This is a genomic window from Spongiibacter sp. (assembly GCF_984394615.1).
The window spans coordinates 1-23,063 of sequence record NZ_CFHTQA010000025.1 but is presented as its reverse complement, the minus strand read 5'-3'; the positions used below and the strand labels follow the sequence as shown (position 1 = coordinate 23,063).

28 protein-coding genes are annotated in these 23,063 nt (G+C 56.2%); 15 read left to right on the top strand and 13 right to left on the bottom strand.

The annotated features are described in order from the left end of the window. Positions 1–172 precede the first annotated feature (172 nt). Complete coding sequence (locus tag AC5DB9_RS10635) at positions 173–439, top strand: hypothetical protein (protein ID WP_272990122.1); 267 nt, start codon at positions 173–175, stop codon at positions 437–439. A gap of 24 nt (positions 440–463) precedes the next feature. Here AC5DB9_RS10635 and AC5DB9_RS10630 read toward each other — a convergent pair whose 3' ends face one another. Further along, positions 464–1,231 carry a metal ABC transporter solute-binding protein, Zn/Mn family gene (locus tag AC5DB9_RS10630; protein WP_272990125.1) on the bottom strand — a complete coding sequence of 256 codons (768 nt, stop codon included), beginning with the start codon at positions 1,229–1,231 and terminating at the stop codon, positions 464–466. A 172-nt stretch (positions 1,232–1,403) separates the two neighbouring features. Here AC5DB9_RS10630 and AC5DB9_RS10625 point away from each other — a divergent pair, with 172 nt between their 5' ends. From AC5DB9_RS10625 to AC5DB9_RS10615, 3 genes are read left to right on the top strand one after another with little or no spacing between them, the layout of a single operon-like run. Then, positions 1,404–1,892: a Fur family transcriptional regulator gene (locus AC5DB9_RS10625; RefSeq protein WP_272990128.1), complete on the top strand. Its 489-nt coding sequence runs from the start codon at positions 1,404–1,406 to the stop codon at positions 1,890–1,892. Then, a complete protein-coding gene (gene znuC / locus AC5DB9_RS10620; protein WP_022958855.1) occupies positions 1,885–2,655 on the top strand; it encodes a zinc ABC transporter ATP-binding protein ZnuC in 771 nt (256 codons plus the stop codon). Before AC5DB9_RS10625 ends, znuC begins: the two co-directional genes overlap by 8 nt. Next, positions 2,618–3,439 carry a metal ABC transporter permease gene (locus tag AC5DB9_RS10615; RefSeq protein ID WP_335986806.1) on the top strand — a complete coding sequence of 274 codons (822 nt, stop codon included), beginning with the start codon at positions 2,618–2,620 and terminating at the stop codon, positions 3,437–3,439. Before znuC ends, AC5DB9_RS10615 begins: the two co-directional genes overlap by 38 nt. A 44-nt stretch (positions 3,440–3,483) precedes the next feature. On the opposite strand, the gene AC5DB9_RS10610 is transcribed toward AC5DB9_RS10615, so the two are convergent. Genes AC5DB9_RS10610 through AC5DB9_RS10590 form a run of 5 tightly spaced genes read right to left on the bottom strand, consistent with a single transcriptional unit; the run spans position 3,484 to position 7,526 of the window. Next, positions 3,484–4,152: an SCO family protein gene (locus AC5DB9_RS10610; RefSeq protein WP_022958857.1), complete on the bottom strand. Its 669-nt coding sequence runs from the start codon at positions 4,150–4,152 to the stop codon at positions 3,484–3,486. Then, positions 4,152–5,084 (bottom strand): heme o synthase, encoded by a 933-nt coding sequence (gene cyoE, locus AC5DB9_RS10605; protein WP_022958858.1) that lies wholly within the window; start codon positions 5,082–5,084, stop codon positions 4,152–4,154. Before cyoE ends, AC5DB9_RS10610 begins: the two co-directional genes overlap by 1 nt. Beyond that, positions 5,081–6,133: a COX15/CtaA family protein gene (locus AC5DB9_RS10600; protein ID WP_335986804.1), complete on the bottom strand. Its 1,053-nt coding sequence runs from the start codon at positions 6,131–6,133 to the stop codon at positions 5,081–5,083. Before AC5DB9_RS10600 ends, cyoE begins: the two co-directional genes overlap by 4 nt. Positions 6,134–6,168: 35 nt before the next feature. Next, positions 6,169–6,786 carry a redox-active disulfide-containing membrane protein gene (locus AC5DB9_RS10595; protein ID WP_022958860.1) on the bottom strand — a complete coding sequence of 206 codons (618 nt, stop codon included), beginning with the start codon at positions 6,784–6,786 and terminating at the stop codon, positions 6,169–6,171. 11 nt (positions 6,787–6,797) lie between these two features. Next, a complete protein-coding gene (locus tag AC5DB9_RS10590; RefSeq protein ID WP_272990136.1) occupies positions 6,798–7,526 on the bottom strand; it encodes an SURF1 family protein in 729 nt (242 codons plus the stop codon). A gap of 50 nt (positions 7,527–7,576) precedes the next feature. On the opposite strand from AC5DB9_RS10590, the gene AC5DB9_RS10585 reads away from it, so the two are divergent. Then, the gene (locus AC5DB9_RS10585; protein ID WP_022958862.1) at positions 7,577–7,834 is read left to right on the top strand and encodes a DUF2909 domain-containing protein; all 258 of its coding nucleotides are present in this window, start codon (positions 7,577–7,579) and stop codon (positions 7,832–7,834) included. 73 nt (positions 7,835–7,907) lie between these two features. Here AC5DB9_RS10585 and AC5DB9_RS10580 read toward each other — a convergent pair whose 3' ends face one another. Genes AC5DB9_RS10580 through coxB form a run of 4 tightly spaced genes read right to left on the bottom strand, consistent with a single transcriptional unit; the run spans position 7,908 to position 12,244 of the window. Beyond that, positions 7,908–8,891: a cytochrome c oxidase subunit 3 gene (locus tag AC5DB9_RS10580; RefSeq protein WP_272990139.1), complete on the bottom strand. Its 984-nt coding sequence runs from the start codon at positions 8,889–8,891 to the stop codon at positions 7,908–7,910. A 42-nt stretch (positions 8,892–8,933) separates the two neighbouring features. After that, positions 8,934–9,500, bottom strand: coding sequence for a cytochrome c oxidase assembly protein (locus tag AC5DB9_RS10575; protein ID WP_022958864.1), 567 nt, complete (start codon positions 9,498–9,500; stop codon positions 8,934–8,936). 12 nt (positions 9,501–9,512) lie between these two features. Continuing rightward, on the bottom strand, positions 9,513–11,069 hold the full coding sequence (ctaD, locus tag AC5DB9_RS10570; protein ID WP_022958865.1) for a cytochrome c oxidase subunit I: 1,557 nt from the start codon (positions 11,067–11,069) through the stop codon (positions 9,513–9,515). Positions 11,070–11,080: 11 nt separating this feature from the next. After that, the gene (coxB, locus tag AC5DB9_RS10565; protein ID WP_272990143.1) at positions 11,081–12,244 is read right to left on the bottom strand and encodes a cytochrome c oxidase subunit II; all 1,164 of its coding nucleotides are present in this window, start codon (positions 12,242–12,244) and stop codon (positions 11,081–11,083) included. 466 nt (positions 12,245–12,710) lie between these two features. On the opposite strand from coxB, the gene AC5DB9_RS10560 reads away from it, so the two are divergent. Both AC5DB9_RS10560 and AC5DB9_RS10555 read left to right on the top strand, forming a co-directional pair. Further along, positions 12,711–14,033: an MATE family efflux transporter gene (locus AC5DB9_RS10560; protein ID WP_273009860.1), complete on the top strand. Its 1,323-nt coding sequence runs from the start codon at positions 12,711–12,713 to the stop codon at positions 14,031–14,033. Positions 14,034–14,206: 173 nt separating this feature from the next. Then, a complete protein-coding gene (locus AC5DB9_RS10555) occupies positions 14,207–14,521 on the top strand; it encodes a hypothetical protein (RefSeq protein ID WP_022958868.1) in 315 nt (104 codons plus the stop codon). Positions 14,522–14,575: 54 nt separating this feature from the next. Here AC5DB9_RS10555 and AC5DB9_RS10550 read toward each other — a convergent pair whose 3' ends face one another. Beyond that, the gene (locus AC5DB9_RS10550; protein WP_272994065.1) at positions 14,576–15,484 is read right to left on the bottom strand and encodes a LysR family transcriptional regulator; all 909 of its coding nucleotides are present in this window, start codon (positions 15,482–15,484) and stop codon (positions 14,576–14,578) included. Positions 15,485–15,663: 179 nt separating this feature from the next. Between AC5DB9_RS10550 and AC5DB9_RS10545 the strand changes: the two genes are divergently transcribed. From AC5DB9_RS10545 to AC5DB9_RS10510, 8 genes are all read left to right on the top strand, one after another. Further along, positions 15,664–17,184 (top strand): carboxylesterase/lipase family protein, encoded by a 1,521-nt coding sequence (locus AC5DB9_RS10545; RefSeq protein WP_272994066.1) that lies wholly within the window; start codon positions 15,664–15,666, stop codon positions 17,182–17,184. A gap of 135 nt (positions 17,185–17,319) precedes the next feature. Next, complete coding sequence (locus AC5DB9_RS10540) at positions 17,320–17,925, top strand: FMN-dependent NADH-azoreductase (protein ID WP_272994067.1); 606 nt, start codon at positions 17,320–17,322, stop codon at positions 17,923–17,925. 29 nt (positions 17,926–17,954) lie between these two features. Next, a complete protein-coding gene (locus AC5DB9_RS10535) occupies positions 17,955–18,821 on the top strand; it encodes a pirin family protein (protein ID WP_272994068.1) in 867 nt (288 codons plus the stop codon). Between the two features lie 69 nt (positions 18,822–18,890). Further along, positions 18,891–19,304 (top strand): CBS domain-containing protein, encoded by a 414-nt coding sequence (locus AC5DB9_RS10530; protein WP_272994069.1) that lies wholly within the window; start codon positions 18,891–18,893, stop codon positions 19,302–19,304. Further along, entirely contained in the window at positions 19,289–19,459 is a 171-nt protein-coding gene (locus AC5DB9_RS10525) for a hypothetical protein (RefSeq protein WP_022958874.1), read from the top strand. The genes AC5DB9_RS10530 and AC5DB9_RS10525 overlap by 16 nt, the downstream gene beginning before the upstream one ends. Positions 19,460–19,591: 132 nt before the next feature. Beyond that, complete coding sequence (locus tag AC5DB9_RS10520) at positions 19,592–20,815, top strand: saccharopine dehydrogenase family protein (RefSeq protein WP_272994070.1); 1,224 nt, start codon at positions 19,592–19,594, stop codon at positions 20,813–20,815. A 9-nt stretch (positions 20,816–20,824) separates the two neighbouring features. Beyond that, the gene (locus tag AC5DB9_RS10515; RefSeq protein WP_272994071.1) at positions 20,825–21,244 is read left to right on the top strand and encodes a CBS domain-containing protein; all 420 of its coding nucleotides are present in this window, start codon (positions 20,825–20,827) and stop codon (positions 21,242–21,244) included. Between the two features lie 126 nt (positions 21,245–21,370). After that, positions 21,371–21,820, top strand: coding sequence for a c-type cytochrome (locus AC5DB9_RS10510; protein WP_272994072.1), 450 nt, complete (start codon positions 21,371–21,373; stop codon positions 21,818–21,820). Here AC5DB9_RS10510 and AC5DB9_RS10505 read toward each other — a convergent pair. Both AC5DB9_RS10505 and AC5DB9_RS10500 read right to left on the bottom strand, forming a co-directional pair. Further along, positions 21,810–22,502, bottom strand: coding sequence for a cytochrome b/b6 domain-containing protein (locus AC5DB9_RS10505; protein WP_272994073.1), 693 nt, complete (start codon positions 22,500–22,502; stop codon positions 21,810–21,812). The genes AC5DB9_RS10510 and AC5DB9_RS10505 overlap by 11 nt on opposite strands. Before the next feature lie 79 nt (positions 22,503–22,581). Continuing rightward, positions 22,582–22,965, bottom strand: a complete 384-nt coding sequence (locus AC5DB9_RS10500) for a SpoIIAA family protein (RefSeq protein ID WP_022958879.1) — start codon at positions 22,963–22,965, stop codon at positions 22,582–22,584. Positions 22,966–23,063 lie beyond the last annotated feature (98 nt).

Below are 23,063 nucleotides of genomic sequence, written 5' to 3'. Positions count from 1 at the left end.
TTACCCAATGTTTACACGGGTAACACTAAAAAACCCTTTATGTATGGGTTATTACCAAACAATGAACAAAAATTAAGCAAGACTTGGCATCCCACATGTGTTACCTTACGTAACACAAGGTGACAGACACATCTTGTGCGGGGAAAACTCCCCACTTAAAGGAGAAAGAGTGATGAAAAAGTTAACCAGCGCCATCTTAATTTTGGTTGCCAGTGCCATGGCGACTGCTGCTGAGCCGGATGCCGGCACGAAACAGTCGCTGGTATTGGCTTACAATGACGCTGCTATTGGCAGCAACGACCGCAGCGATATCGCGGTGAGCCACGTCAGCGAGCAATCGGCAGCCCGCGTGCTGAACCGCACCCTCGATGTGGTTTCTGCCTCGCTGAGTGTTGAGCTTGACAGCTTTGATATGCCCGAGCTGAGCAGCGCACGCTAAGCAATCTCATCGCAGCTCTGCGTATTACGCAGCGCTGCGATCTGTCGATTTCTGAAAGCACTGCAAGAAGGCCTCACCCAACCGCCGGTAAAGACCCAGAAAACCCTCTGTAGTCTCTGAGTTCAGCCCCATCGGGTCCAATTCAATCACTGTCACGTCCACGCCATCCGTCAGCGTTCTCAGCATCGCACCAGGATACTGTGGCTCGCGAAATACGCAGGCAAACTCGCCGTTCTGAATCTGACGACGAAGCTCAACCAAATGCCTTGCGCCCGGCAAGCGATCATCGCCAGTCATCAGCGCCTGCCCACCCTCCAGCCCGTAGTGGGCTTCGAAACGCTCAAAGCCATCGTGCAGTAAAAGATAAGGCGACGCCCCCAAACGCGAGAAAACCGCCATCAACTGCTTGTCGTAATGACGCAGCGCCGTCACAAAGCGGGCTGCATTGGCGTGGAAGTAAGCGCTTCGGCTAGGCAGCTGCTCCGACAACATCCGCGCCACTCGTCTGGCCAAATCCTGCATGATCGCGGCGTCCAGCCAGAAGTGGGCGTCGTCCTTTCCGGACTGTGCATCGGGAAACAAGGCCACAGCCTGCTTATAGCGGCGTATCGGCCGCCGCAGGTTGGTTTCCAGCACGGGACCAAACCACAAAATCAAATCTGCACGCTCCAGCACCTCCATATCCGACGGCTTGAGCTGCAGGTCGTGAGGCGAAATCTGCGGGGATTGCAGCAGCACAGCGTCTATTGCATCACCGCCGATCTCCGCGACCAGCAGATGCAGAGGATTCACGCTACTCACCACCCGCAGCTCAGGGCCAGCAAAGACCGGCAGGGCAATTAACATCGAGAGCAAAAGCAAGCAGCGGCGTAACATAAACGACAAAAACCTCTTGGAGCGGCGGTGTTCACAGAAACGTAATTGTAATATTATAACATTTAAATTTCACCCAGATTCCTCAACCATGAATAACCGCGCAAGCGAGCGCCGCCATAATCATCAGCACTGTATCGACAGCGCACTCGAGAGCGCTCGCGTACTGTGTCGCGAGCGGGGCGCACGCCTTACCCCCAATCGTGAGCAAGTGCTGCGACTGGTCTGGGCCAATCACCAACCCGTTGGTGCCTATAGCCTGCTGGAGGCCCTGGCGGAACAGGGGAAAGGGCGCATTACGCCACCCACGGTGTATCGCGCCCTGGACTTCCTGCTTGAACAGGGGCTGATTCACCGTATCGCGTCATTGAACGCCTTTATCGGCTGCACTGACCCAACTCATCGCCACGCCGGGCACTTCCTTATCTGCCAGCACTGCAATACCGCCATAGAGTTGCAGGAGCCACCTATCAGCGACGCCATTACACAGAGCGCAGGCGCGCTGGGCTTTCGCATTCACCAACAATGCGTGGAAATTATTGGCAGCTGCCAGCGCTGTCAGGAGCAGGGCGATGAGTGATAGCAGCGCATTGTTAAGTCTGCACGATGTCTCTCTGGTACACGGCCAGCAGACCTTGCTGGACAGGGTCAATTTAAGCCTGAGTGCGCGCCAGATTATGACGATTATCGGCCCCAACGGCGCCGGCAAAAGCACTCTGCTGCATATCGCCCTCGGCCTTCAAAAGCCGAGCAGCGGCACTGTATCGCGACAGCCGAAATTGCGGGTCGGCTACATGCCACAAAAGCTGCGCATCAATCCGCTGATGCCCGTCACCGTCAGCCGCTTTCTGCGAATGTCCAGCCAGCGCCGGATGAGTATCAAACACGCCCTGGCACGAGTGGGTATCAGCCACCTGGCCGATCGGCCTCTCCAAGGTTTGTCCGGTGGAGAAACCCAGCGCGCCTTGCTCGCCCGCGCACTGCTTTGCAAGCCACAGCTACTGGCCCTCGACGAGCCCGCGCAAGGTGTCGACATTACCGGACAGACAGAACTCTACGAGCTGATCAGCGCGCTGCGCGACGAACTGGGTTGTGCGGTGCTGATGGTCAGCCACGACCTGCACTGGGTCATGGCGCAGACAGATACGGTTATCTGCCTCAATCAGCACGTGTGCTGTCACGGGCACCCTTCAGCCGTCAGCAATGACCCCGCTTACCTGGAGTTATTCGGACGCCGCCACGCGGAAGCGCTGGCGCTATATCAGCACGACCATGACCACCGCCATAACATGCATGGTGAGGCCGTTGATCTCGACACCGGGTGCCACCACCATCATGATTGATATTCTGCAACACGCGCTGATCGCGGGCTTGATTCTCGCCACCCTTTGCGGACCGCTAGGCGCGCTGGTCACCTGGCAACGGATGGCCTACTACGGCGATACATTGGCTCACTCCTCCCTGCTGGGACTCGCGCTGGGACTTGCCTGGCAGATTCGGCTTGAGGTTGCTGTACTGCTGGCCTGTGTAACGATCGCCGTACTGCTGTTTGCCCTGCAACGCTGGCGAAATACCTCTCTGGACAGCTTGCTGGGCATCCTGTCGCACAGCAGCCTTGCACTGGGTCTCGTGTGCCTATCCTTTCTCGACGGCCCCGCGTTTGACCTGAACAGCTTCCTGTTCGGCGATCTACTGGCGGTCATGCGCGATGATCTCTACCTGCTTGCCGGTATTGCCGTGGTCGTGCTCAGCCTGCTGTTCGCGTTTTGGACACCGCTGGTGGCCATTACCACCAATGCCGACATAGCAGCCGTTGAAGGGCGGCCTGTCGATGCCTTGAAGCTGCTGCTAATGCTGCTGATTGCCGCGACTGTTGCGGTAGCCATGAAGGTCGTCGGTGTACTCCTGATTACCGCAATGCTGATCATTCCTGCATCGGCAGCCGGCCGACTGGCACGCAGTCCCGAGCAATGCGCGCTACTGGCCATCGTAGGCGGGTGTCTGGCCGTGGCACTGGGACTACTCAGTGCATGGCACTTCGACAGCCCCGGCGGCCCGAGCGTGGTACTGGGTGCCGCGGTGATTTTCCTGCTTGCACAGCTCGCCAGTCAGTTTCGCCGGACATAAAAAACGCCGCATAAAGCGGCGTTTTTACCCTGCCAGACCCACACTCAATAATAGTGCTCACGAATAGTCAGGAAGTTGCGCTGCATTTTGCTGATGTCCAACGGCGCTTTGAAGAAACCCACAGAGTGCCCCTCAGGATTTACCAGCGCGACATTGGCGCTGTGATCCACCATATATTCGTCACCGCCACCGGGCACCTTGGCGAAGGGGATATTCAACGCCGTCGCGAAGCGGTGAATTTCCAGAAAGTCGCCCGTCATGCCACGAAATGCCGGATGGAAGAACTCCAGGTAGCTGTCCAACTGCTCGGGAGTATCCCGCGCGGGATCCACGCTCACCAGCCAAATCTGGGTATCGGCCTGCACCTCGGGATCCAACTCTTGATAAAACAGCTTGAGCTGAGCCAATGTGGTCGGACAGATATCAGGGCAGTATGTGAAACCAAAAAACATCAGGTTCCATTTTCCCTTCAAGCTATCCGGCGTCAGCGTCGCGTTACTTTCGTCAACCAGGCTGAAGCCCGGCAGCATACGCGGATTTTCGTAGAGGTAGGCACCCTGTTCTCGCAACTCATCGCGAGTCATTACCCGAGCCTGCGTGAAGGAATAGAAAAAACTGCCCACCAGCACACTGGCAACCACAAAAATCGCCAGTACTGTGAGGCGAATACCGCGTTTTTGTTGGCTGTTCGCCGGAGTATTTTCACCACTCATTAGCCAGAGACCTCATATATCACCGTTGCTGGCAGCATGTAGTGATCGAGCAGCATCACAATGAACAGTGCCATCAGGTAAATGATCGAATACTTGAATGTCGCCATCGGCGCCTTGGGATCATTACCGCGCAACAGCACGATGGCCCAATAGATAAAACCAGCACCCAGACACACCGCACCTAGCAGGTACAGCGGGCCACTCAAACCCGTGGCGAAGGGTAACAGCGTTACAACAAACAGCAAAATAGTGTAGAGGAAGGTGTGCAGCTTGGTGTACCCAATGCCGTGGGTGACCGGCAGCATGGGAATGTCGACTTTGGCGTAATCATCCCGACGGTGAATCGCCAGCGCCCAGAAATGCGGGGGTGTCCACACAAAAATAATTAACACCAACAACAGAGCATGACCGTGAATTTCGCCGGTTACGGCCGTCCAGCCGAGCAGCGGGGGCGCCGCACCGGCAATGCCACCAATCACGATATTTTGCGGTGTCGCCCGCTTCAGATAGAGGGTGTAAATCACTGCATAACCCAGCAGTGAAGCAAAGGTCAGCCACGCTGTCAGGGCGTTGATTTCGACAAACAGTATCGCCATACCGATCACGCACAACGCACCGGCGAAAATCCCGGCGTTAAGCGTTTTCACTCGCCCTTGGGCAATCGGCCGGTTGTGGGTGCGCGCCATGATAAGGTCGATACGACGGTCCACCAGATGGTTTACCGCTGCCGCCGAGGCGGCGCACAGGGCAATACCGAGGTTACCGAATACCAGCACTCGCCAGGGCACCATACCGGGCACCGCCATAAACATGCCGATTACCGACGTCAGCAGCATCAACAGCACCACATTGGGCTTGCACAGCTCGTAGTAGTCCCGCCAGCTCACCGCCTCGTGATGCCTCCCGGCAGCCGCGGCGTTTTCTTCACTCATACTTTCGTACCCCCGCGATTCACCTCAGTGGTGAAAACGCAATAGTTCGTGGTCACCATCACCAGCAGCAGCAGCGCACCCACAAGATTGTGCGTTACGGCAACAGCGATGGGAAAATTGAAAATGATATTGCTGATGCCCAGCATGACCTGCGCGGCCAGTACCAGCAACATAACAACGGACAGACGGCTGGCCGGGACGGTGCCCAAACCACGCAAGCGAACAAACAGGAAGAGAAGATATGCAGTGGTGACGATCGCGCCAAAGCGGTGCATGACATGGATGGTCACGCGCGCATCATTGTCCAGCACTCCTCCCAAATAATTAGGCCCTACGTGCTGTGCGATATTAAAACCATTGGCGAAGTCCATCGGCGGTAGCCACGCCCCCTGGCAACGCGGGAAGTCCGGGCAAGCGATATCGGCATAGTTCGATGTCGTCCATCCGCCCAGCGCAATCTGGCAGACCACAATGATTAATCCCAGCACCGCCAGTTTACGCAGCGCCAGGAGGCGCGCTTCGCTGATCGCCGGAACCTGCCAACGCTGATTGTTCAGCCGCAATGTCAGCAGCCACAGCAAACTCAATGTTGTGAACCCACCCAGCAGGTGCGCGGTGACCACTTGCGGCCACAGTTTCAAGGTGACCGTCCACATACCAAACATGCCCTGCAAGATAATGAAGGCAAAGATAAAAGCGGGCAGCTTGAGCGGCTGCTCGGGGCTGCGGTTGCGTACGGCGAATACCAGTAGACCAATGGTGAACAGTCCCAAGCTGGCTGCAAGGTAGCGGTGGATCATTTCTGGCCAGGTCTTGTCATGCTCAACTGGCATATCGGGGAACGCTTCGTTCGCGCGAGCCACTTCATGATCGGCTTTTGGCCACAAGGCATGGCCGTAGCAGCCAGGCCAGTCGGGACAACCCAGGCCAGCATCGGCAAGGCGGGTAAACACCCCCATTCCCAATACAATAACGGCCACCAGGCAAGCGAGCAGGGCAAGCCTAAAACCGGGCTTGCGATATTCAGGAGCGTTAAATAGCGTCATCATTGTTGTTCTACCACTATGTCGTCATTCGCCCTCTGCTATTTCAGCAGGCGTTTCATATCTTTGAGGATATCCTTACCCAGAGTCGTAAGCGTGTCGGTTTCCGTGTCCTCAGCCCGGTACGTCATCATCACCCACCCTTTGGGGTCCACCACAAAGAAGCTCAGCGGATCGAGCGGCGAGGTCGGCAAATGCTTGAGCGAAGCAACGAATTCCGAGCCATCCACACTTAACACCGTCATGTCTTCGTGTTCGGCTTCCAGAAAATCGCGCAGCTCGGGCGAAATAGCCCCATCGGTCGCAAGATACACCCGCTCAACCCGGTTGGTTTTTTTACCCAATGCAACGTGAGTCTGACGAGTCAGGTAGAGCATGCGTTCGCAGGTACCTTCACAGGTTTTGCCACCCACGACCATATATACCCATTTAGATTCGGGCTGGTTGAACAGGAACTCTCCGCCGTCAATGCGATGTGGGTGCAGCGAAGAAAGCTGAACCGGAGGGCGGATCAATGCACCGCGATTGACCGTTCCGAAATCCAGCACATTGCGCTGCGCCAGCATAAACAGCAGGCTGGACAGCAGAATGACCACCACTGGGATCGCCAATATCAGGGCAACCTGCTTTTTGTTGCCGGATGTAGCCTCTGAAGTCATGAATGTTTCCTTTAGTCTTGTCGCTTTTTTCGGCGCGACAGGATATTACTGTTGCGGATGATGAAAATCACGCTTAACACCGCCGCCATCGCAAACCATTGGACGGCATAGCCCTGATGCTTTTGCGGCAACACATTAATTAATACCCTGCTGGTACGCAATGCAGCCGGACTCAGCTCACTCAACATGAGTGCGGTAGGTAACAAAGCGGGAAATTCCTCGTGAAGCCGTTCTTCCTGCAGCCACTGCTGACGGCGAGGCCATCCTTGCGGCACTTCTTCGCCCAGACTGAAAGGCTTTTCTGTAGAGCGATACAGCTCACCCTGCAAGCGCACCTTGCCTTCTGGCCAATCAAGCACTGGTAGCGTTTGGCGCGAAGGATCCGCCGCCACCCAGCCGCGTTCGACCAGCAACTCACGCCCATCACTGAGCACAAAAAGTGCGATTATCTCATAACCGAATTGGCCCTGCCTGATCCGGTTATCCAACAACCAATAGCGCTCGCTATCGAACTCGCCATCAGCGTAAACCGGCAAATAATTGGGAAACGCCTCCAGCTGAGCAACATCCACGGCAGGCTGGCCTCGACGAGCCTGGGCGGCATCCAGCAAGGCCTGCTTCTCATCGGCCCGACTCAGCTGCCAAAACCCCAGACTGACCAACACCGGGAGTATCAGCACGGTCGCTAACAGGGATTTCCAATCCAGGTGCCACTGCAAACGTTCCGGTCGATCAGACATAGCAAGAATCCGATTGTGTATACTGCGGCAAAATCCGAGGGAGACGATCTATGTGGTTAAAAGTGGTCATCGTTGTGCTGTTTATTGCACTGTGCATCAGCCTGTTCAGCGGCCTGTTTTTTCTGTTTAAGGACCGCGGCACCACGATGCGGACCTGGCAGTCACTGAGTGTTCGTCTTGCCTTGGCAACGGCGCTGATGGGCTTTTTGTTTTACGGTGTTTATACCGGCCAACTCGGCTCTAAAGCCCCTTGGGATCAACGCTATCTCGACAGCGGAGAAGCCCAACTCACTCAAGACTCAGAATAAAAAATCGGCCGGAGCCGTTCATTTGCAAAGCAAATGTACGAGTCCGGCCGTTTCGGCACCCCTCAGAGAAAACTCAGAGGATGTAAACGAACAGGAACAGGAATACCCATACCACGTCAACAAAGTGCCAGTACCAGGATGAGGCCTCGAAACCAAACTGGTCTTCAGCGCTAAAGTGACCTTTGGTTGTTGAGCGCAGCCACTGGATCAGCAGCATGATAGTACCCATTGCCACGTGGAAGCCGTGGAAGCCGGTCAGCATGAAGAACGTCGTACCGTAGACACCGCTGTTCAGCTTGATGCCGTATTCAAACAGCGCTTCGTGATACTCCATGTACTGCAGGTACAGGAAGATCGCACCCAACGCCACAGTGATGAACAGCCACAAGTTAAACTTCTTGCGGTTGTTTTCTTTAATACCCATATGGGCAATGTGGCAAGTGAAGCTGGAAGTCAGCAGGATAAGCGTGTTGTACAGCGGCAGCCAGTGGCCAATGTTTGCAAAGCCCGGGAAGGACAAGTGCTTTTCTGCGCCGGTGAAAACACCATTGTTAGCCAGGTGACCGGCAGCTTGCTGCGCAGCAACACCGCCGATGGCGTCCTGAGGCGTTTCGAGCAGCGGCCAGCTGTACTCAAAGCCCGGCCACAGCAGTTCGTTCATCGAGCCACCATCGCCCTCGCCTGCCAGCCAGGGACCCGCCAGGTTGCGGATATAGAAGAGGGCACCGAAAAACGCGGCGAAGAACATCACCTCAGAGAAAATGAACCACTGCATGCCAATCACGTAGGAGTGCTTGAGCTGCCCGCTGTTCATACCCTGTCGGTTTTCGCGGATAGTCGTGGCAAACCACATCCACAACGTAGCGGCGAAATATGCCAGACCCGCAAACAGGATGAACGAAGAATTGGTCTCTTCTCCAGGGCGGTAGGTGTGATCATTAATGACTGCCGCCGCACCATAAACCGACGCGACTAAACCAATCGTTGCGTTTACAGCCAAGCTGCTTTTTTCAGGCACGTAATACGTTTCGTGCCCGGCGTTGCTTTGACCCGCCATGTGTATAAGTCTCCGTTTTCTCGTTAGAGAAAAATCTCTTTCCTATTGTGATGCCGCAACAGAGTTCTGCTCTGCGGCCATCTCGGTTACGTCAAAAATAGTGTAGGACAGGGTGATGACGTGAACATCTTTAGGCAAATCGCGATCGACAATAAAGCGCAACGGCATGTCGGCTTTTTCACCAGCCTCCAGCGGCTGCTGGTTAAAACAGAAGCACTCCGTTTTATGGAAGTACTCCGCCGCCCGTGATGGCACGATGCTGGGAATAGACTGGGACACCATAAATTTGTCCTGCGTATTCTTGGCATGGAACGTCACCGTTGTCGCCTCACCGGGGTGAACAACAACCTGGCTGATATTCGGGCCAAACTCCCAGGGCATCTGCTCGTTGTTTTGAGCAACGAACTGCACCTTCACTGTACGCTCAGTATCGATATTGCTCTCGACGACCTCATAGCGGCCGCCGGTCTTGCCATTGATGCCCAGCACTTCGCACAAGGCGTCGTACAAGGGGGGCATCACCCACATGGCAAACGCAAACATTGCAACCACCAAGACCATCAGCTTACCGCTGGTTTTAATGATGTTGTTCTGCGTTGTGTTTGCCATGATTGACCTCTCTTACTTAACTTCCGGCGGCGTGCTGAAAGTATGGTAAGGCGCGGGGCTGGGCACCGTCCACTCAAGGGTGGTAGCACCATCCCATACTTTCGCATCAGATACTGGCTTGCCGTGGGTAATAGTACGAACCACGTTGAACAAGAACAGCAGCTGGCTGGAGCCGTAGATGAACGCACCGATGGACGAGATCATGTTGAAATCTGCGAACATCAGGTTGTAGTCAGGAATACGGCGCGGCATGCCTGCCAGACCCACAAAGTGCTGCGGGAAGAAGGTCAGGTTGAAACCGATGAACGAAATCCAGAAATGGGTTTTACCCATGGTCTCGTTGTACATACGGCCAGTCCACTTGGGCAGCCAGTAGTATACCGCTGCAGACAGCGCAAAGATCGCACCCGCCACCATGGTGTAGTGGAAGTGAGCAACAACAAAGTAGCTGTCATGGTACTGGAAGTCCGCGGGCGCCATTGCCAGCATCAGGCCAGAGAAACCACCGATGGTGAACAGGAATACCTTGGCGATCGCAAACAGCATCGGCGTTTCAAGGGTAATAGAGCCCTTGAACATAGTGGTAATCCAGTTAAACACCTTCGCGGCTGTCGGAACGGCGATCAGCATGGTCGCGTACATGAAGAACAGCTCACCGGCAATCGGCAGACCCACCGTATACATGTGGTGAACCCACACGATGAACGACAGGAAAGCGATCGACGCTGTTGCGTAAACCATAGAGGCGTAACCAAACAGCGGCTTGCGGGAGAAGGTCGGAATGATCTCGGACACAACACCGAAGGCCGGCAGAATGATGATGTATACCTCGGGGTGACCAAAGAACCAAAACACGTGCTGGAACAGAACCGGGTCGCCGCCACCTGCTGCGTTAAAGAAGCTGGTACCGAAATGGATATCCATCAGCATCATGGTCACCGCGCCAGCCAGTACGGGCATAACCGCAACCAGCAGGAAAGCCGTGATCAGCCAGGTCCATACAAACATCGGCATCTTCATGTAAGTCATGCCCGGAGCGCGCATGTTTACAACGGTTGCGATGATGTTGATGGAGCCCATGATCGACGAAATACCCATCGCGTGAACCGCGAAGATAAAGAAGGTTACGCTCGGCGGCGCATAGGTCGTCGACAGTGGCGCGTAGAACGTCCAACCGAAGTTAGGACCGCCCCCTTCCATGAACAGGGTAGATGCCAGCATCAGGAAGGTCGGAGGAAGAATCCAGAACGACCAGTTGTTCATCCGCGGCAGCGCCATATCGGGCGCACCAATCATCATCGGAATCATCCAGTTCGCCAGGCCAACAAAGGCCGGCATGATGGCGCCGAAAACCATGACCAGACCGTGCATGGTGGTCATCTGGTTAAAGAATTCCGGCTCTACAATTTGCAGACCGGGTTGGAACAGCTCAGCGCGAATAACCATGGCGAACGAGCCGCCCAACAGGAACATCGCGAAGCTGAACCACAGATACATCGAGCCGATGTCTTTGTGGTTGGTGGTGGTTAACCACCGGGTGAAACCTTTAGCAGGTCCGTGAGCACCCATGTTGAATCCTCCTACTGACCTTTCTTGAAGTTGTAAACATCGATCGGCTGTACTTTGTCACCCATGTTGTTGCCAAAGGCATTACGGGTGTAAGTCACTACTGCCGCGAGATCGACATCGTTCAGCTGACCACCAAAGGCCTGCATGGCAGTGCCTGGTACGCCGTTAACCAACACATTGATATGTTGGGCAACTTCGCCGGTCGCAATCGGGCTGTTGGCAATAGGTTTACCCACGCCACCTTCACCGTTAGCGCCGTGACAAGCAACACAAGAACGGTTGTAAACGGTTTTGCCGCGCTCAACCAGCTCATCCATGCTGAAGGTCTGTTCCATCAGCTTTTTGATTTCTGCTGCTTCGGCCTGCTTATCAGCCATCCACGTCTTGTAGTCGGCTTCTTCAACAACGTTGACAACGATGGGCATGAAGCCGTGGTCACGACCACAAAGCTCTGCACACTGGCCGCGATACACGCCGGTTTCCGTGGCATTTGTCCACGCCTCGTTAATAAAGCCGGGAATCGCATCGCGCTTAACTGCCAGGGCGGGAACCCACCAAGCGTGGAGCACGTCGTTTGCAGTGACGAGGAAACGTACTTTTTTACCAACCGGCAGGACCAGGGGCTCATCAACTTCCAGCAGGTAGTTGGACCCTTTGTCTTCGGTATTGCCGATCTCAGCTTTGTCCGTCAGCAGCGAGGAGAAAAAGCTGACATTGTCGCCTTCGGGATTGATGTACTCGTACTTCCACTTCCACTGGTAGCCGGTAATCAGGATGTCCAGCTCAGCGTCGTCAGTGTCGTAGATCTCGATCAGCGTATTGGTGGCCGGCACTGCCATGACGATCAACAGCAGGAAAGGCACAACCGTCCACGCGATTTCCAGTTTGGTATTTTCGTGGAAAGTCGCCGGCTCCTGGTGACGATCGCGGCGGTACGCAAATACCGAGTAGAACATCACGGCAAAAACAATGACACCGACGGCAACGCAGATCCAAAGTACCAGCATATGCAGGTCATAGATCTTGGCGCCAACTTCAGTGACGCCTGGCGTCATATTGGTTTGCCAACGCTGGGGGCTACCATCATTCGCCCACGCGCCAGTACTAAACAGGCTAAGCAGCATCAGCACAGGACTAAGCGCCAGCTTATACAGCCGTTTCGCTTGTAGATACATCTCCCGTGTCTCCGTATAAGTTATAAAAACCCCTCTGCTTACCTACGGCTGGCAATACACAGCGGTTTCCACTCTTTGGAACGCCTTCGCGATTTAAGGAGGGTTACCAAAAAAAGACGAGCAGCGGCACCGCTCAGTGAAGAACGGAAGTCCCCTCATCTTTCTTTATAATTGTGTATAAACCCGCGCTGAGTCAGCTTTGGGTGCGACAAAACGCCGCAATTATAAACCTGAAGAAAGCAGCAAGGCTACTCCGAAGCGGTGCAAATCCGAGTGCACGGCATTAAAGCCGAAACACCCTTGAATGCACTCAACACAAATTAGGCGCCCACATAGCCCTCAGAACCACTACATATTGCGAAATTTCGCCAGTTTGGCAACGCCAAAAAAGTTGGTCAAATTTGCACCGGTCTTGTGCAAAACCCTCACACACCCCGTACACTGCGCGCTCAACGGGAAATCAGCCATGTCGTCGCAAACCAAAAGCCTCAACGCCGAAGTCTGGTCGCTGTCCTGGCCGATGATTCTGGCCAATTTGTCGATTCCGCTGTTTGGTCTGGTTGATACCGCCATCCTGGGCCATTTGCCAGACAGTCGCTACCTGAGCGCAGTCGCCATCGGCAGCAGCCTGCTATCCCTGTGTTATTGGGCATTTGGCTTCTTGCGTATGGGCACCACCGGCGCGAGCGCCCAAAGCCATCACGAAGACAGCAGCGCCCTGTTGGTAAAAGCACTGGGAGCCGGAATACTGCTGGGCTGCCTGATTTTCCTGGCAGGCCCAGCATTGCGAAGCGTCGGCCTTTCACTGATGAATGCCAGTGACTCCCTGCAACCGATAGCCAGCGGCTACCTTTATTGGCGCCTTTACGGCGCTCCGGCGGTGCTTTGCAGCTACGCGATCACGGGCTGGCTGCTGGGACAACGCCAAGCGCGATGGCCTCTGCTGATCGCCGTATGCGGCAACTGCGCCAACATCCTGCTGGACTTGCTGTTTATTATCGGACTGGAGATGAACAGCACTGGCGCAGCCATCGCCAGCACAATCAGCGAGTACCTGGCACTGATTCTTGGCCTCTGGGCCACCCGCAAGCCGCTCAGCCAAGCGATTCGCAGAGGGCTCAAACAAAGCCTTCAGCAAGGACCCACGATACGCCGGCTCGCAAAAAACAACTTCGAGATTTTTGTGCGTACCGCCTCGCTGCTTTTCAGCCTCAGCTTTTTCACGGCACAAGGGGCATCGCAGGGCGCAACCACACTGGCAGCGAACGCCATTTTGATGCAATTGGTCATGGCCGCCGCTTATGGCATGGATGGCTTCGCACATGCCGCCGAAGCACTGGCTGGCAGAGCCTTTGCCGATAGCGATCGGCAGCGCTTCATAGCAGTATGCCGCTGCTGCGGGCGCTGGGCACTGTATTCGGCGATTGCCGCCAGCCTGCTTTTACTCGTAGCCGAAACACCTCTGCTCGACACCATGACTGACCTTCCCGATGTCCGCAGCGCAGCCAGCGAATACTACAACTGGCTGATTATCCTCCCACTAGCAAGCGCAGCCTGCTATTGCTACGACGGCATTTTCATTGGCGCGCTGCGCACCAAGGCATTGCAATATTGCATGCTTGTCAGTGTCTTCGGGCTCTATTTGCCTATCTGGTACACCAGCCAGAGCTGGGGTAATCACGGCTTATGGTTCGCCTTTACCTGCCTGAATATCGCCCGAGGGGTAACACTTGCCCTATGTTTTGTGTGGATATTTTCCCCGTCACGCTGGCAAAACATCCTCCGGTAACACTTCTCCGCCCACCAAAACCCACCGAAAACCCGGATTTTCCCCGCACAATCTTTAAATTTGTGTAATTTTTCATCGAATCCGACATTTAAGTCGTAACACTCCGTGCATTTAGTGTGTATTTTGGTAGCATACAACTACACACCCTTCCACATCAGTAACGAGGCAAGACCATGAAACGTTTATCGATGGGCGCGATCGCCCTGGTGATGTATGTCTCGGCCAGCAGCGCACATGCCGCCTGCGCGATGGCTGCCATTATGGGCGCACCCGCACTGCCCGCTTTTTCGGAAAGCAGCATCGAAGAAGTCGCCGCTCTGCGCGAACGTGTGAATGAATACATTGAAACGGCCAGCAAACGCCTGGAGTCCTGTCAGGCTCCGGATGCTTTTGTGTACAACTACGCCGTCGGACGCTTGGAAAGCTACGCCCAGCAGTACAACGGCCTAGCTCGCCAGTACAACCAGCGCGTTGCCGCGCTCGACTAAGTTTTTGCTCCACCCAGTGCCTTAACTTTATTGGAGGCCTTCGGGCCTCCTTTTTTATGCCTCTAAGCCGCAGTCCAGGCGACCAACTGCCGCTTTCAGCAATGCCTCTGCCCGGCGGGTCACCGGCCCTGCCAGTTCGCGATCAGGAAGCACGATAAACAAATCAGCAAAGCGTTCGCGGCCCTCTCGCAACGGCAATACCTGCAACTCACCACTGGCCAGCTGCTCCTGCATGACCACTTCTGGCAGCCATGCAAAGCCCAAACCGCGGCAAACCGCCTTGAGCGACATATCCATGCGGCTAACCGTGAGACGCTGCGCAGCATCCAGCCAGCCAGAGTCCCGGCGGCGACGTACAGCCGAATCGCGCACAACGACCTGGCGGTGAGGGCGCAGGTCACGGTAACTCAGCTCTCGCTCCATTTGGTGAAGAGGGTGGTCTCGGTGGGCAACCGCCAGAAAGCGCACCCGCAGCAGGGGATCACCAAGAAACCCTGGCGGCACGATACCGGTGATCGCAATATCACAGCGTTGCTCAAGCAGCGCTTCTTCCGCACCACTTAACACGGTTTCAATGCTCTCAAGCCGAGTCTCCGGACATTCCTCAGCCAGCACAGCCAGGCAGTCCAGCATCGCACTCTGTGGAAACAACGTATCACTGACAATCCGCAACTGCGGCTCCCAGCCCGCCGACACAGCTTTGGCCGAGGTTTCCACCCGTACCGCCTCGTCCAGCAGCGCACGCCCACGCCGATACAGAATTTGCCCAGCTTCCGTCAGCTCCGCCTTTCTGCCGCGAATTTCGAACAACGCGACATCCAACTGCTCTTCCAGCTTCTGAATCGCATAGGTCACCGCCGACTGACTCTTGTGCAGGGCTTCCGCAGCACGGGCATAACTGCCTTCGTCCACGACGGCCATAAAGCAGTGCCACTGATCGAGGCTGGTTCGCGGTCCACGCATAATTAATCAACTTATTTGATATGAGATAGGCAAAAACTGCGCGCTTTGAGCGAGAAAATCAATATTAGGAAGCTGGCATTACGCATCTTTTGGCTTTGCTCGCAAGATCAAACTTGCACACATGGTTAATATTATTCAGAATGTAGCGATTGAATAAGACAATAACAGGGTGCCATATCATGCCGATATTTCGAGCCAGCATAGCCGCTGTCGTGCTGGCTATTAGCTCAGCCACCATAGCCCAGAATTCAGATCCGATCGTCGCCACGGACCTAGGAAAAGTCAGAGGCCGGGCGCTCGAGCAAGGTGCGGCTTATCTCGGTATTCCCTACGCGGCGCCCCCGGTCGGCACCCGGCGCTGGCAGGAAACCCAAGCCGCACAGCCCTGGGAAGGCATTCACGATGGCCGCGAGTTCGGCCCCGACTGCATCCAACCCCCGCGAAGAGGGAAAGCCCCGGCGCGACAGAGCGAAGACTGCCTGACGCTGAATATTGTTGTCCCAGAGCATGAAGGGCAGGACCTTCCCGTGTTGTTCTCCATCCACGGTGGCGCCTACTTTGTTGGCTCAGGCCGTTACATCGCCGAGCACATGCTGTCGCCCGTCGTGAAACGCGGCGTTATTCTGGTATCCCCGAACTATCGACTGGGGCGATTGGGCTTTTTCTCTCACCCGGCACTGACCGCAGAAGCTGGTCACGGCACAGGTAATTTCTGGCTCAGCGACCAGATCGCCGCTCTGCAGTGGGTAAAACGCAATATTCGCGCCTTTGGCGGTGACCCTGACAAGATCACCCTACTGGGTTGTTCGGCCGGTGGCTCAAGCGTCAACGCACTGATGACATCGCCCGCCTCGCAGGGACTGTTTGCCGGTGCAGCCGCCCACTCTGCTGGCGGGCTTTTCAATGCCGCGCGCCCGCTGGCGCGAGCCGAACAGGAAGGGCTGGCCTTTGCACAACGCGCCGGTATCGACGGGGAAGGTGAGGAAGCATTGTCGTTACTCAGACAACTGAGCCCGACCGCCATCCTGAATGCCGACCCCGGCCCGCCAGACTACGGCGCCATTGTCGATCGCCACTTACTGCGCACATCGCTAGCAGAAGCCTTCGCCAGCGGACAGCAGTCTGCCGTGCCGTATCTCTCGGGGTCGACCAGCGATGAAGCCAGCATCTTTGGGCTAATGGGCTTCGATGAGCAGGTGTTGAAGCAAAAGTTTGGTATTACGCTAAAAGACGTGGCGGAGATCTACCCAAAGGCCTCATCGCCGCAAGACCTTCTGCGGCAGGTACAGACCGACTTCATGTTCACCTCAGCCGCCGTCGGCATGCCGGCTTTTGCCTCGCAGCGGGCACCAGCCTGGGCCTACCATTTTGACTATGTCCCGCAAGACAAACGCAAAACGCAAGCAGGGGCCGCTCATTGCGCCGATATGAATTACCTGTTCGGACTGACTCCGGCGACCAGTGACGGTGACCGCAAAACAGCCGAACGCCTGCGCGATTACTGGGCGGCATTCATCAAACACGGCAACCCTAATACCGGCTCAGAGCGCCCCCTTTGGCCTCAGGCGGCAGAACACCAAAGCCGAGTCCTCCTCATTGATCAAGATGGCGCCCACCCTCAAGCGAAATTTTCGCCAAAAGCGATGAATTTCTGGTGGCAGAAGTGGGCCAGCGATTCGGACTCAGACAGGCTGCCGTAGCAACAGATATAGAGATAACGACCAGAAACAATCAAAATACTAGATCATATAGAGCATAAAAATGCGCTTTTTAACCAAATAAATAGATAGTTAACTAGTGCCATACCGACAGTGATTCCTCAGGAGGAACCTAGTATGAGCACACAGATTCTCTATCTCAGCAGCAGCCTGCGTGGCGCCGACAGCCAGTCTTCACAAATGGCCGACGAGTTCATCGCGCTGCGCAAAGAGGCCGGTGAAGACCTCACTATCGTGCATCGCGATTTGAATGCCGCGCCTCTGCCACATATCGACGGTGAGCGCTTCGGCGCATTCACCACCCCCGCCACTGAGCGCAGCAGCGCGCAGGCCGCCGTCGTGGCCGAGTCAGACGCGCTGATTCAGGAGCTGCGCGACGCCGATGAGCTGATTATTGCCCTGCCCATGTACAACTTTGGTATTCCTTCAACCTTCAAGGCATGGATTGATCACGTGGCACGGGCCGGGGAAACCTTCCGCTACACTGAGAACGGCCCGGTAGGCCTGGTGGGTGATAAGCCGGTGACCGTGCTGGCAGCCCGCGGCGGGCAATATGTCGGGACCGAGCTGGACACCCAAACGCTCTACGTGCGCCACATCTTCGGGTTGATGGGCGTCAGCAACATCCATTTCATCTACGCCGAAGGCCTGAACATGGGGCCTGAACACGCCAGCGCGGCTCGTCAGCAGGCCCGCGAAGCGATGCAGGCTCAGCTGCGCTGATATGGCCGCCCGCAGGAGGAGACAGTCCCATGAGTCACCGTAATATTGCACAGATCATTCCTGCCGTTGCGACATCCGATGGCGCCGGCGTGAAGCTCAAGCGCAGCCTTGGCCAATCGGCCGGGGTGAGGCTGGATCCGTTTCTGATGCTGGATGAGTTTTACTCCGACCAACCCGAGGATTATCTCGCAGGCTTCCCCTCACACCCTCACCGGGGGTTTGAAACGGTCACCTATATGCTCGCCGGCCACATGCTGCACGAGGACCATATGGGCAATCGCGGTGACCTCGGCCCCGGAGACGTGCAGTGGATGACCGCAGGGCGGGGCATTATTCACTCAGAAATGCCGCAGCAGGAGTCCGGACTGATGCGTGGCTTCCAATTGTGGGTCAACCTGCCTGCTGCCGAGAAGCTTTGCGCTGCCGACTACCATGATATTCCCGCCGCACAGATACCGTCCCTTTCCCCCGAAGCCGGCATCTCACTGCGGCATATTGCCGGGCGCTGCTGGCTTCCCGATTTCGGCCAGGAAAGTATCGGCTATGTAAACGGCCTGGACGGGCGGCAACTGCGCAGCGACCCACTGTATCTCGATATTGGGCTTGCGGCAGGTAACACCCTGAATATCGCGTTGAACCCGCAGCACAATGCCTTTGTCTATGCCTACGACGGCGAGATTCAAATCGGCGACCGCCAACTTACAGAAGGACAGGCGGGCATCTTAACGCCGGGCGATGAGCTCTGCCTCAGTACCCCAAGCGGCGGCGGGGCATTAGTGCTGGCAGGGCAGCCACTGAGGGAGCCGATCGTTCAATACGGCCCGTTTGTGATGAACAGCAGCGAGGAAATCGAACAAGCACTGCGCGATTATCGCGACGGCCGCTTGACCGCATAAGCTGATGAATAGCACTCACACTTTGCAGAAGTAGCGGCGTATAGTGAACAGCAAAAGGAGGAGCATTCCATGAGTACAAGTATTCGCGTTCGGGACGTCATGATCAGCCCTTCGCCTTACGTTAAGCACCATACGCCCCTGGGAGAAGTGGTAGACATTCTGCTGCGTAACCGCGTAATGGGCCTGCCCGTTGTGGCTGACGGCGGCGCAGTCGTCGGCTTTGTATCCGAGCAGGACTGTATTCACTCCATGCTGGTCAGCAGCTATCACTGCGAAGGCGCCCCCAATGTTGATGACGTGATGCACAACGAAGTACTGGCGGTATCTCCTGAGCAGAACATCGTCGATCTTGCGCAGAACATGGGCAAAAACAAGCCCAAGCTTTATCCGGTTATTGATGACGGCAAACTGGTCGGCCTGATCACGCGCAGCGCGATCCTTGCTGCTCTTTGGGAAAACCGAGCCACATGCGATATGCAGTAATCCTCTTCACATTGGCCAGCTGCGCAGGACTCAGTGCCTGCGCCAGCGGTCAGTACGATGCCGAGCGCGAATGGCGGCTCAGAGAGTGTGAAAAAATCCTCTATGAAGAAGATCGCTCTGCCTGTATGCGCAACACCCCCCACTACATTCAGTAAGCCATGACATACCGGGGCTGGCGCGCCCAGGACCAAACCGGACATCGCAGATCATGGCAATCGCAGCGGGTACAACTACACTGGCTGCAAACCCAAAAAGCATAGGGCTGAACCCCCACAGAGGAGTGATACGTGAGCGACACGCAATACGAGGTGATTGTTTTTGGAGCGAGCAGCTTTGTCGGACAGATTATCTGCGAATACCTGAGCAGCTATCGTGGAGAAGAATCCCCGCTCCGCTGGGCAATGGCGGGCCGAAATGAACGCAAGCTTCAGGAAACTCGCGACGCCTTGAGCGGCGACAAACCTGACTTGCTGATCGCAGACTCCAGCGACGAAGTCTCCCTGCGCGCCATGGCCGCCAAAGCGCAGGTTGTGCTGTCTACCGTTGGACCCTATGCGCTGTACGGCGAGGCCCTGGTCAAAGTCTGTGCGGAAACCGGCACGGACTACTGCGATCTCACGGGTGAAGTCCACTGGATACGCGCCATGATCGACCGGTATCAGACAACCGCCAGCCAGAGCGGCGCCCGGCTGGTACACTGCTGCGGTTTCGACTCCATCCCTTCAGATCTCGGCGTGCTGTTTACCCAGACGCACTTCCGCGAGCGCTACGGCCACCCCAGCGAAGATATCCGCATGCGCGTCAAGGCAGCCAAGGGCGGCCTGTCCGGCGGCACCTTCGCCAGCCTGCTCAACGTGATGAAAGAAGCCTCCGAAGACCCCGCGCTGCGCAAGCAAATGGCAGACCCTTACCTGCTGTGTCCCGGTGCCGGCTTCCACGGCCGACAGCGCAACCCCGGCCTCGCCGAACTGGACGTCATCAGCGGCCGTTGGATGTCGCCCTTTATCATGGCGGCCATCAACACCCGAGTCGTACAGCGCAGCCATTATTTGCTGGGCAAAGCCTACGGCGATCACTTCCGCTACGAAGAAACCATGTTGACCGGTACCGGCCTTGCCGGACGACTGCGCGCCTCGGCTATCGGGGGCAGCCTCGCCGCCTTTATGCTGGGAGCCGCCATCAAACCGGGACGCTGGTTGCTGGAAAAACTGTTACCCGCTCCCGGTGAGGGTCCAAGTCCTGAAGCCCAGCAAAAGGGCTTTTTCGATATGCGCTTCTACGCACTGTCCGGCAACGGCAAAACACTGCAATGCAAGGTGACTGGCGATCGCGATCCCGGTTACGGCGCCACCGCCAAAATGATTTCCCAAGCCGCTCTCTGCCTCGCCCGCGATGTCAATGAATCACAGTGTGCCGGCGGCAGTTGGACGCCAGCCAGCAGCATGGGCGTTACCCTGATGCAACGCCTGGAACAACACGCGGGCATGCAGTTCGCCGTCGTCGAGGAATAGGGCAATACCATGCGGGTCGATGCGCTGATGAGCACCCCGGTGGTCACCGTCGACGCCGATGACCGCCTGGCAACGCTGAGGGAACTGTTTCAGCAGACGGGATTTCACCACCTTGTGGTAATGGACGCAGGGCAGGTGCGGGGCATTATTTCTGACCGCGACCTGCTCGCTGCCATCAGCCCCAATATCGGCACCCCCGCCGAGACGGCGAAAGACCTTGCCACGCTGAACAAGCTGGCTCACCAAATCATGAGTCGGGCACTGGTCACCCTGCGCCCCGACGAGGATTTGCAAACCGCGATCCAACGATTGAACGAACACCGGGTTTCCGGTCTCCCCGTTATCAACGACAAGAATCAGCCACTCGGCATTCTCACCTGGCGCGACGTTTTGCGTCAGGCGGAGAAAAGCGGCTTCAACGGCGACTGACGGCGGCATTCCAACCCACCCCAACGCCGCAGCGCTGTAGTATGGTAGGGCATTAATGGATTTGTTAGATCCGCTATCCAGTGGAGAGTGGATCATTTCCCTGTAATGAAGAGAGAGGAAATCACCATGAAGAAAATGGCCGTTCTCAGCCTGACCGCCGGCTTGCTGAGCGCCAGTACGCTGGCACTCGCCACTCCAGACCCGGAAGACGCCATCGACTACCGGCAGGGCATCTTTACCGCCATCTATTGGAATTTCGGTCCGATGGGCGACATGATGAAGGGCAAACTGGACTGGGATGGCAAAGATTTCAGCCGCCGCGCTGCGAATGTCGCCACCTTGAGCACCATGCCATTAGAGGGCTTCATTCCCGGCAGTTACAGCGATGATGACAGCGATGCACTGCCCGCCATAGAGAAGAACTGGGACGATTTCAACGAACGCATGACCGCTTTCCAAGAAAGCGCGGCCGTCCTCGCGGAAGCCGCTAAAAGCGGTGATAAAGCCAGTGTAGCGCCCGCGTTTATGGACGTCGCGAAAAGCTGCAAAGGCTGTCACGACAACTTTAAAGACTGATCAGCCCCCACACCAACAGCCCTGCCACAACGGCCACCACAATCCCCAAGCCGTTACGCGCTTTTGGCGCCGTGGCAGGCGCTGCGTCGACGGCGTCCGCCGCCGGCTTTTTGCCGTGGAACATCGCCGAAATCAGATTTTCACGACGAATTACCTGGTGGTAAAACACCCCAAGAACATGCACAGCCACTACGGCCAGCAGGCCATTGAACAGTATTTCATGCCACTCGGTAATGGCGACGCTCAGGTCGTAATCCACCCAATGGGCCAGCGGGCCTTCATTGAAAATTTCATCGTTGGCGAACAGTCCGGTACCGGCCTGCAATGCACAGAACATCAGCAGCAAGATAACCGCCCAGCCACCGACCGGGTTGTGCCCCACATAGTGAGGCTCACGACGCTTGATGAGTTCTCGCCCGTAGCGCAGCACGGTTGTTGGGGAGCGCACAAACTGGGCGAAGCGCGCGTAGAAGGGGCCAGCAAAGCCCCACACCAGTCTGAAGATCACTAGGCCCAGCACGGTATAGCCACAACGCATATGCCAAACCATCCACTCGCCGCCCTGCTCACCGCACCACCAAGCAAAAGCAACACAGGCCACCAGCAGCCAGTGAAATATACGGACAAAGCCATCCCAGACCTTGAGAGAGGAACTCGCTATTGCGGGAGAGGAAGATGCCATGCGGAGTCATTACCTTACTGCTGTCTGATTACTGCCTTGCGCCTTGCCATTCCGGCGGTTGATCGCGCCAGCGGTCACATCAACCTGAAAACGCGCCAACATCGCGCTCGCTCACCCAAAGCAGCGCTTCGTCACGCTGGATATCGGTAAAGTGCTCAATTTCTGCATTGGGCATCCAGTGCGTTATCAACTGCGCCGCACGGCTGTACCAGCGCGCTTCACCCACCAAGGCCGTACGCGTAATCCGTTTAAAAAAGCTGGCGACAAAGCGCATCTCGCGCAACAAGCCACGCAGAGTGAAGCCCTGAAAATGCTCCAGCTCGATATAGATACCCAGATGATCTTCGCTCTCAAGTTTACGCGCCACACTGTCACGCAACTGCTCTACATCTGTGTGATTAACCTTGCCAGACACCCGCAGGCCCACCACGTGGGGAAAGGGAATAGGCAATAACTCCAACATGCTGCTACCTCCACAGCGGTCGAAACCGCGTCACGCCGTTACTCTAAGGAAGGTCTGCACAACCTCTCCCTTTTATAAAATATCGCCAAATTTCCGCG

What these genes read in the sequence shown, in the direction of transcription:
- AC5DB9_RS10635 (WP_272990122.1), top strand. Translation starts at nt 173, where the DNA reads ATGAAAAAGTTAACCAGCGCCATCTTAATTTTGGTTGCCAGTGCCATG.
- AC5DB9_RS10500 (WP_022958879.1), bottom strand. Translation starts at nt 22,965, where the DNA reads ATGTTGGAGTTATTGCCTATTCCCTTTCCCCACGTGGTGGGCCTGCGG.
- AC5DB9_RS10540 (WP_272994067.1), top strand. Translation starts at nt 17,320, where the DNA reads ATGAGCACACAGATTCTCTATCTCAGCAGCAGCCTGCGTGGCGCCGAC.
- AC5DB9_RS10575 (WP_022958864.1), bottom strand. Translation starts at nt 9,500, where the DNA reads ATGGCAAACACAACGCAGAACAACATCATTAAAACCAGCGGTAAGCTG.
- AC5DB9_RS10555 (WP_022958868.1), top strand. Translation starts at nt 14,207, where the DNA reads ATGAAACGTTTATCGATGGGCGCGATCGCCCTGGTGATGTATGTCTCG.
- AC5DB9_RS10610 (WP_022958857.1), bottom strand. Translation starts at nt 4,152, where the DNA reads ATGAGTGGTGAAAATACTCCGGCGAACAGCCAACAAAAACGCGGTATT.
- AC5DB9_RS10550 (WP_272994065.1), bottom strand. Translation starts at nt 15,484, where the DNA reads ATGCGTGGACCGCGAACCAGCCTCGATCAGTGGCACTGCTTTATGGCC.
- znuC (WP_022958855.1), top strand. Translation starts at nt 1,885, where the DNA reads ATGAGTGATAGCAGCGCATTGTTAAGTCTGCACGATGTCTCTCTGGTA.
- AC5DB9_RS10505 (WP_272994073.1), bottom strand. Translation starts at nt 22,502, where the DNA reads ATGGCATCTTCCTCTCCCGCAATAGCGAGTTCCTCTCTCAAGGTCTGG.
- AC5DB9_RS10625 (WP_272990128.1), top strand. Translation starts at nt 1,404, where the DNA reads ATGAATAACCGCGCAAGCGAGCGCCGCCATAATCATCAGCACTGTATC.
- AC5DB9_RS10600 (WP_335986804.1), bottom strand. Translation starts at nt 6,133, where the DNA reads ATGATGACGCTATTTAACGCTCCTGAATATCGCAAGCCCGGTTTTAGG.
- AC5DB9_RS10590 (WP_272990136.1), bottom strand. Translation starts at nt 7,526, where the DNA reads ATGTCTGATCGACCGGAACGTTTGCAGTGGCACCTGGATTGGAAATCC.
- AC5DB9_RS10545 (WP_272994066.1), top strand. Translation starts at nt 15,664, where the DNA reads ATGCCGATATTTCGAGCCAGCATAGCCGCTGTCGTGCTGGCTATTAGC.
- AC5DB9_RS10585 (WP_022958862.1), top strand. Translation starts at nt 7,577, where the DNA reads ATGTGGTTAAAAGTGGTCATCGTTGTGCTGTTTATTGCACTGTGCATC.
- AC5DB9_RS10530 (WP_272994069.1), top strand. Translation starts at nt 18,891, where the DNA reads ATGAGTACAAGTATTCGCGTTCGGGACGTCATGATCAGCCCTTCGCCT.
- cyoE (WP_022958858.1), bottom strand. Translation starts at nt 5,084, where the DNA reads ATGAGTGAAGAAAACGCCGCGGCTGCCGGGAGGCATCACGAGGCGGTG.
- AC5DB9_RS10525 (WP_022958874.1), top strand. Translation starts at nt 19,289, where the DNA reads ATGCGATATGCAGTAATCCTCTTCACATTGGCCAGCTGCGCAGGACTC.
- AC5DB9_RS10560 (WP_273009860.1), top strand. Translation starts at nt 12,711, where the DNA reads ATGTCGTCGCAAACCAAAAGCCTCAACGCCGAAGTCTGGTCGCTGTCC.
- AC5DB9_RS10595 (WP_022958860.1), bottom strand. Translation starts at nt 6,786, where the DNA reads ATGACTTCAGAGGCTACATCCGGCAACAAAAAGCAGGTTGCCCTGATA.
- coxB (WP_272990143.1), bottom strand. Translation starts at nt 12,244, where the DNA reads ATGTATCTACAAGCGAAACGGCTGTATAAGCTGGCGCTTAGTCCTGTG.
- AC5DB9_RS10515 (WP_272994071.1), top strand. Translation starts at nt 20,825, where the DNA reads ATGCGGGTCGATGCGCTGATGAGCACCCCGGTGGTCACCGTCGACGCC.
- ctaD (WP_022958865.1), bottom strand. Translation starts at nt 11,069, where the DNA reads ATGGGTGCTCACGGACCTGCTAAAGGTTTCACCCGGTGGTTAACCACC.
- AC5DB9_RS10535 (WP_272994068.1), top strand. Translation starts at nt 17,955, where the DNA reads ATGAGTCACCGTAATATTGCACAGATCATTCCTGCCGTTGCGACATCC.
- AC5DB9_RS10580 (WP_272990139.1), bottom strand. Translation starts at nt 8,891, where the DNA reads ATGGCGGGTCAAAGCAACGCCGGGCACGAAACGTATTACGTGCCTGAA.
- AC5DB9_RS10510 (WP_272994072.1), top strand. Translation starts at nt 21,371, where the DNA reads ATGAAGAAAATGGCCGTTCTCAGCCTGACCGCCGGCTTGCTGAGCGCC.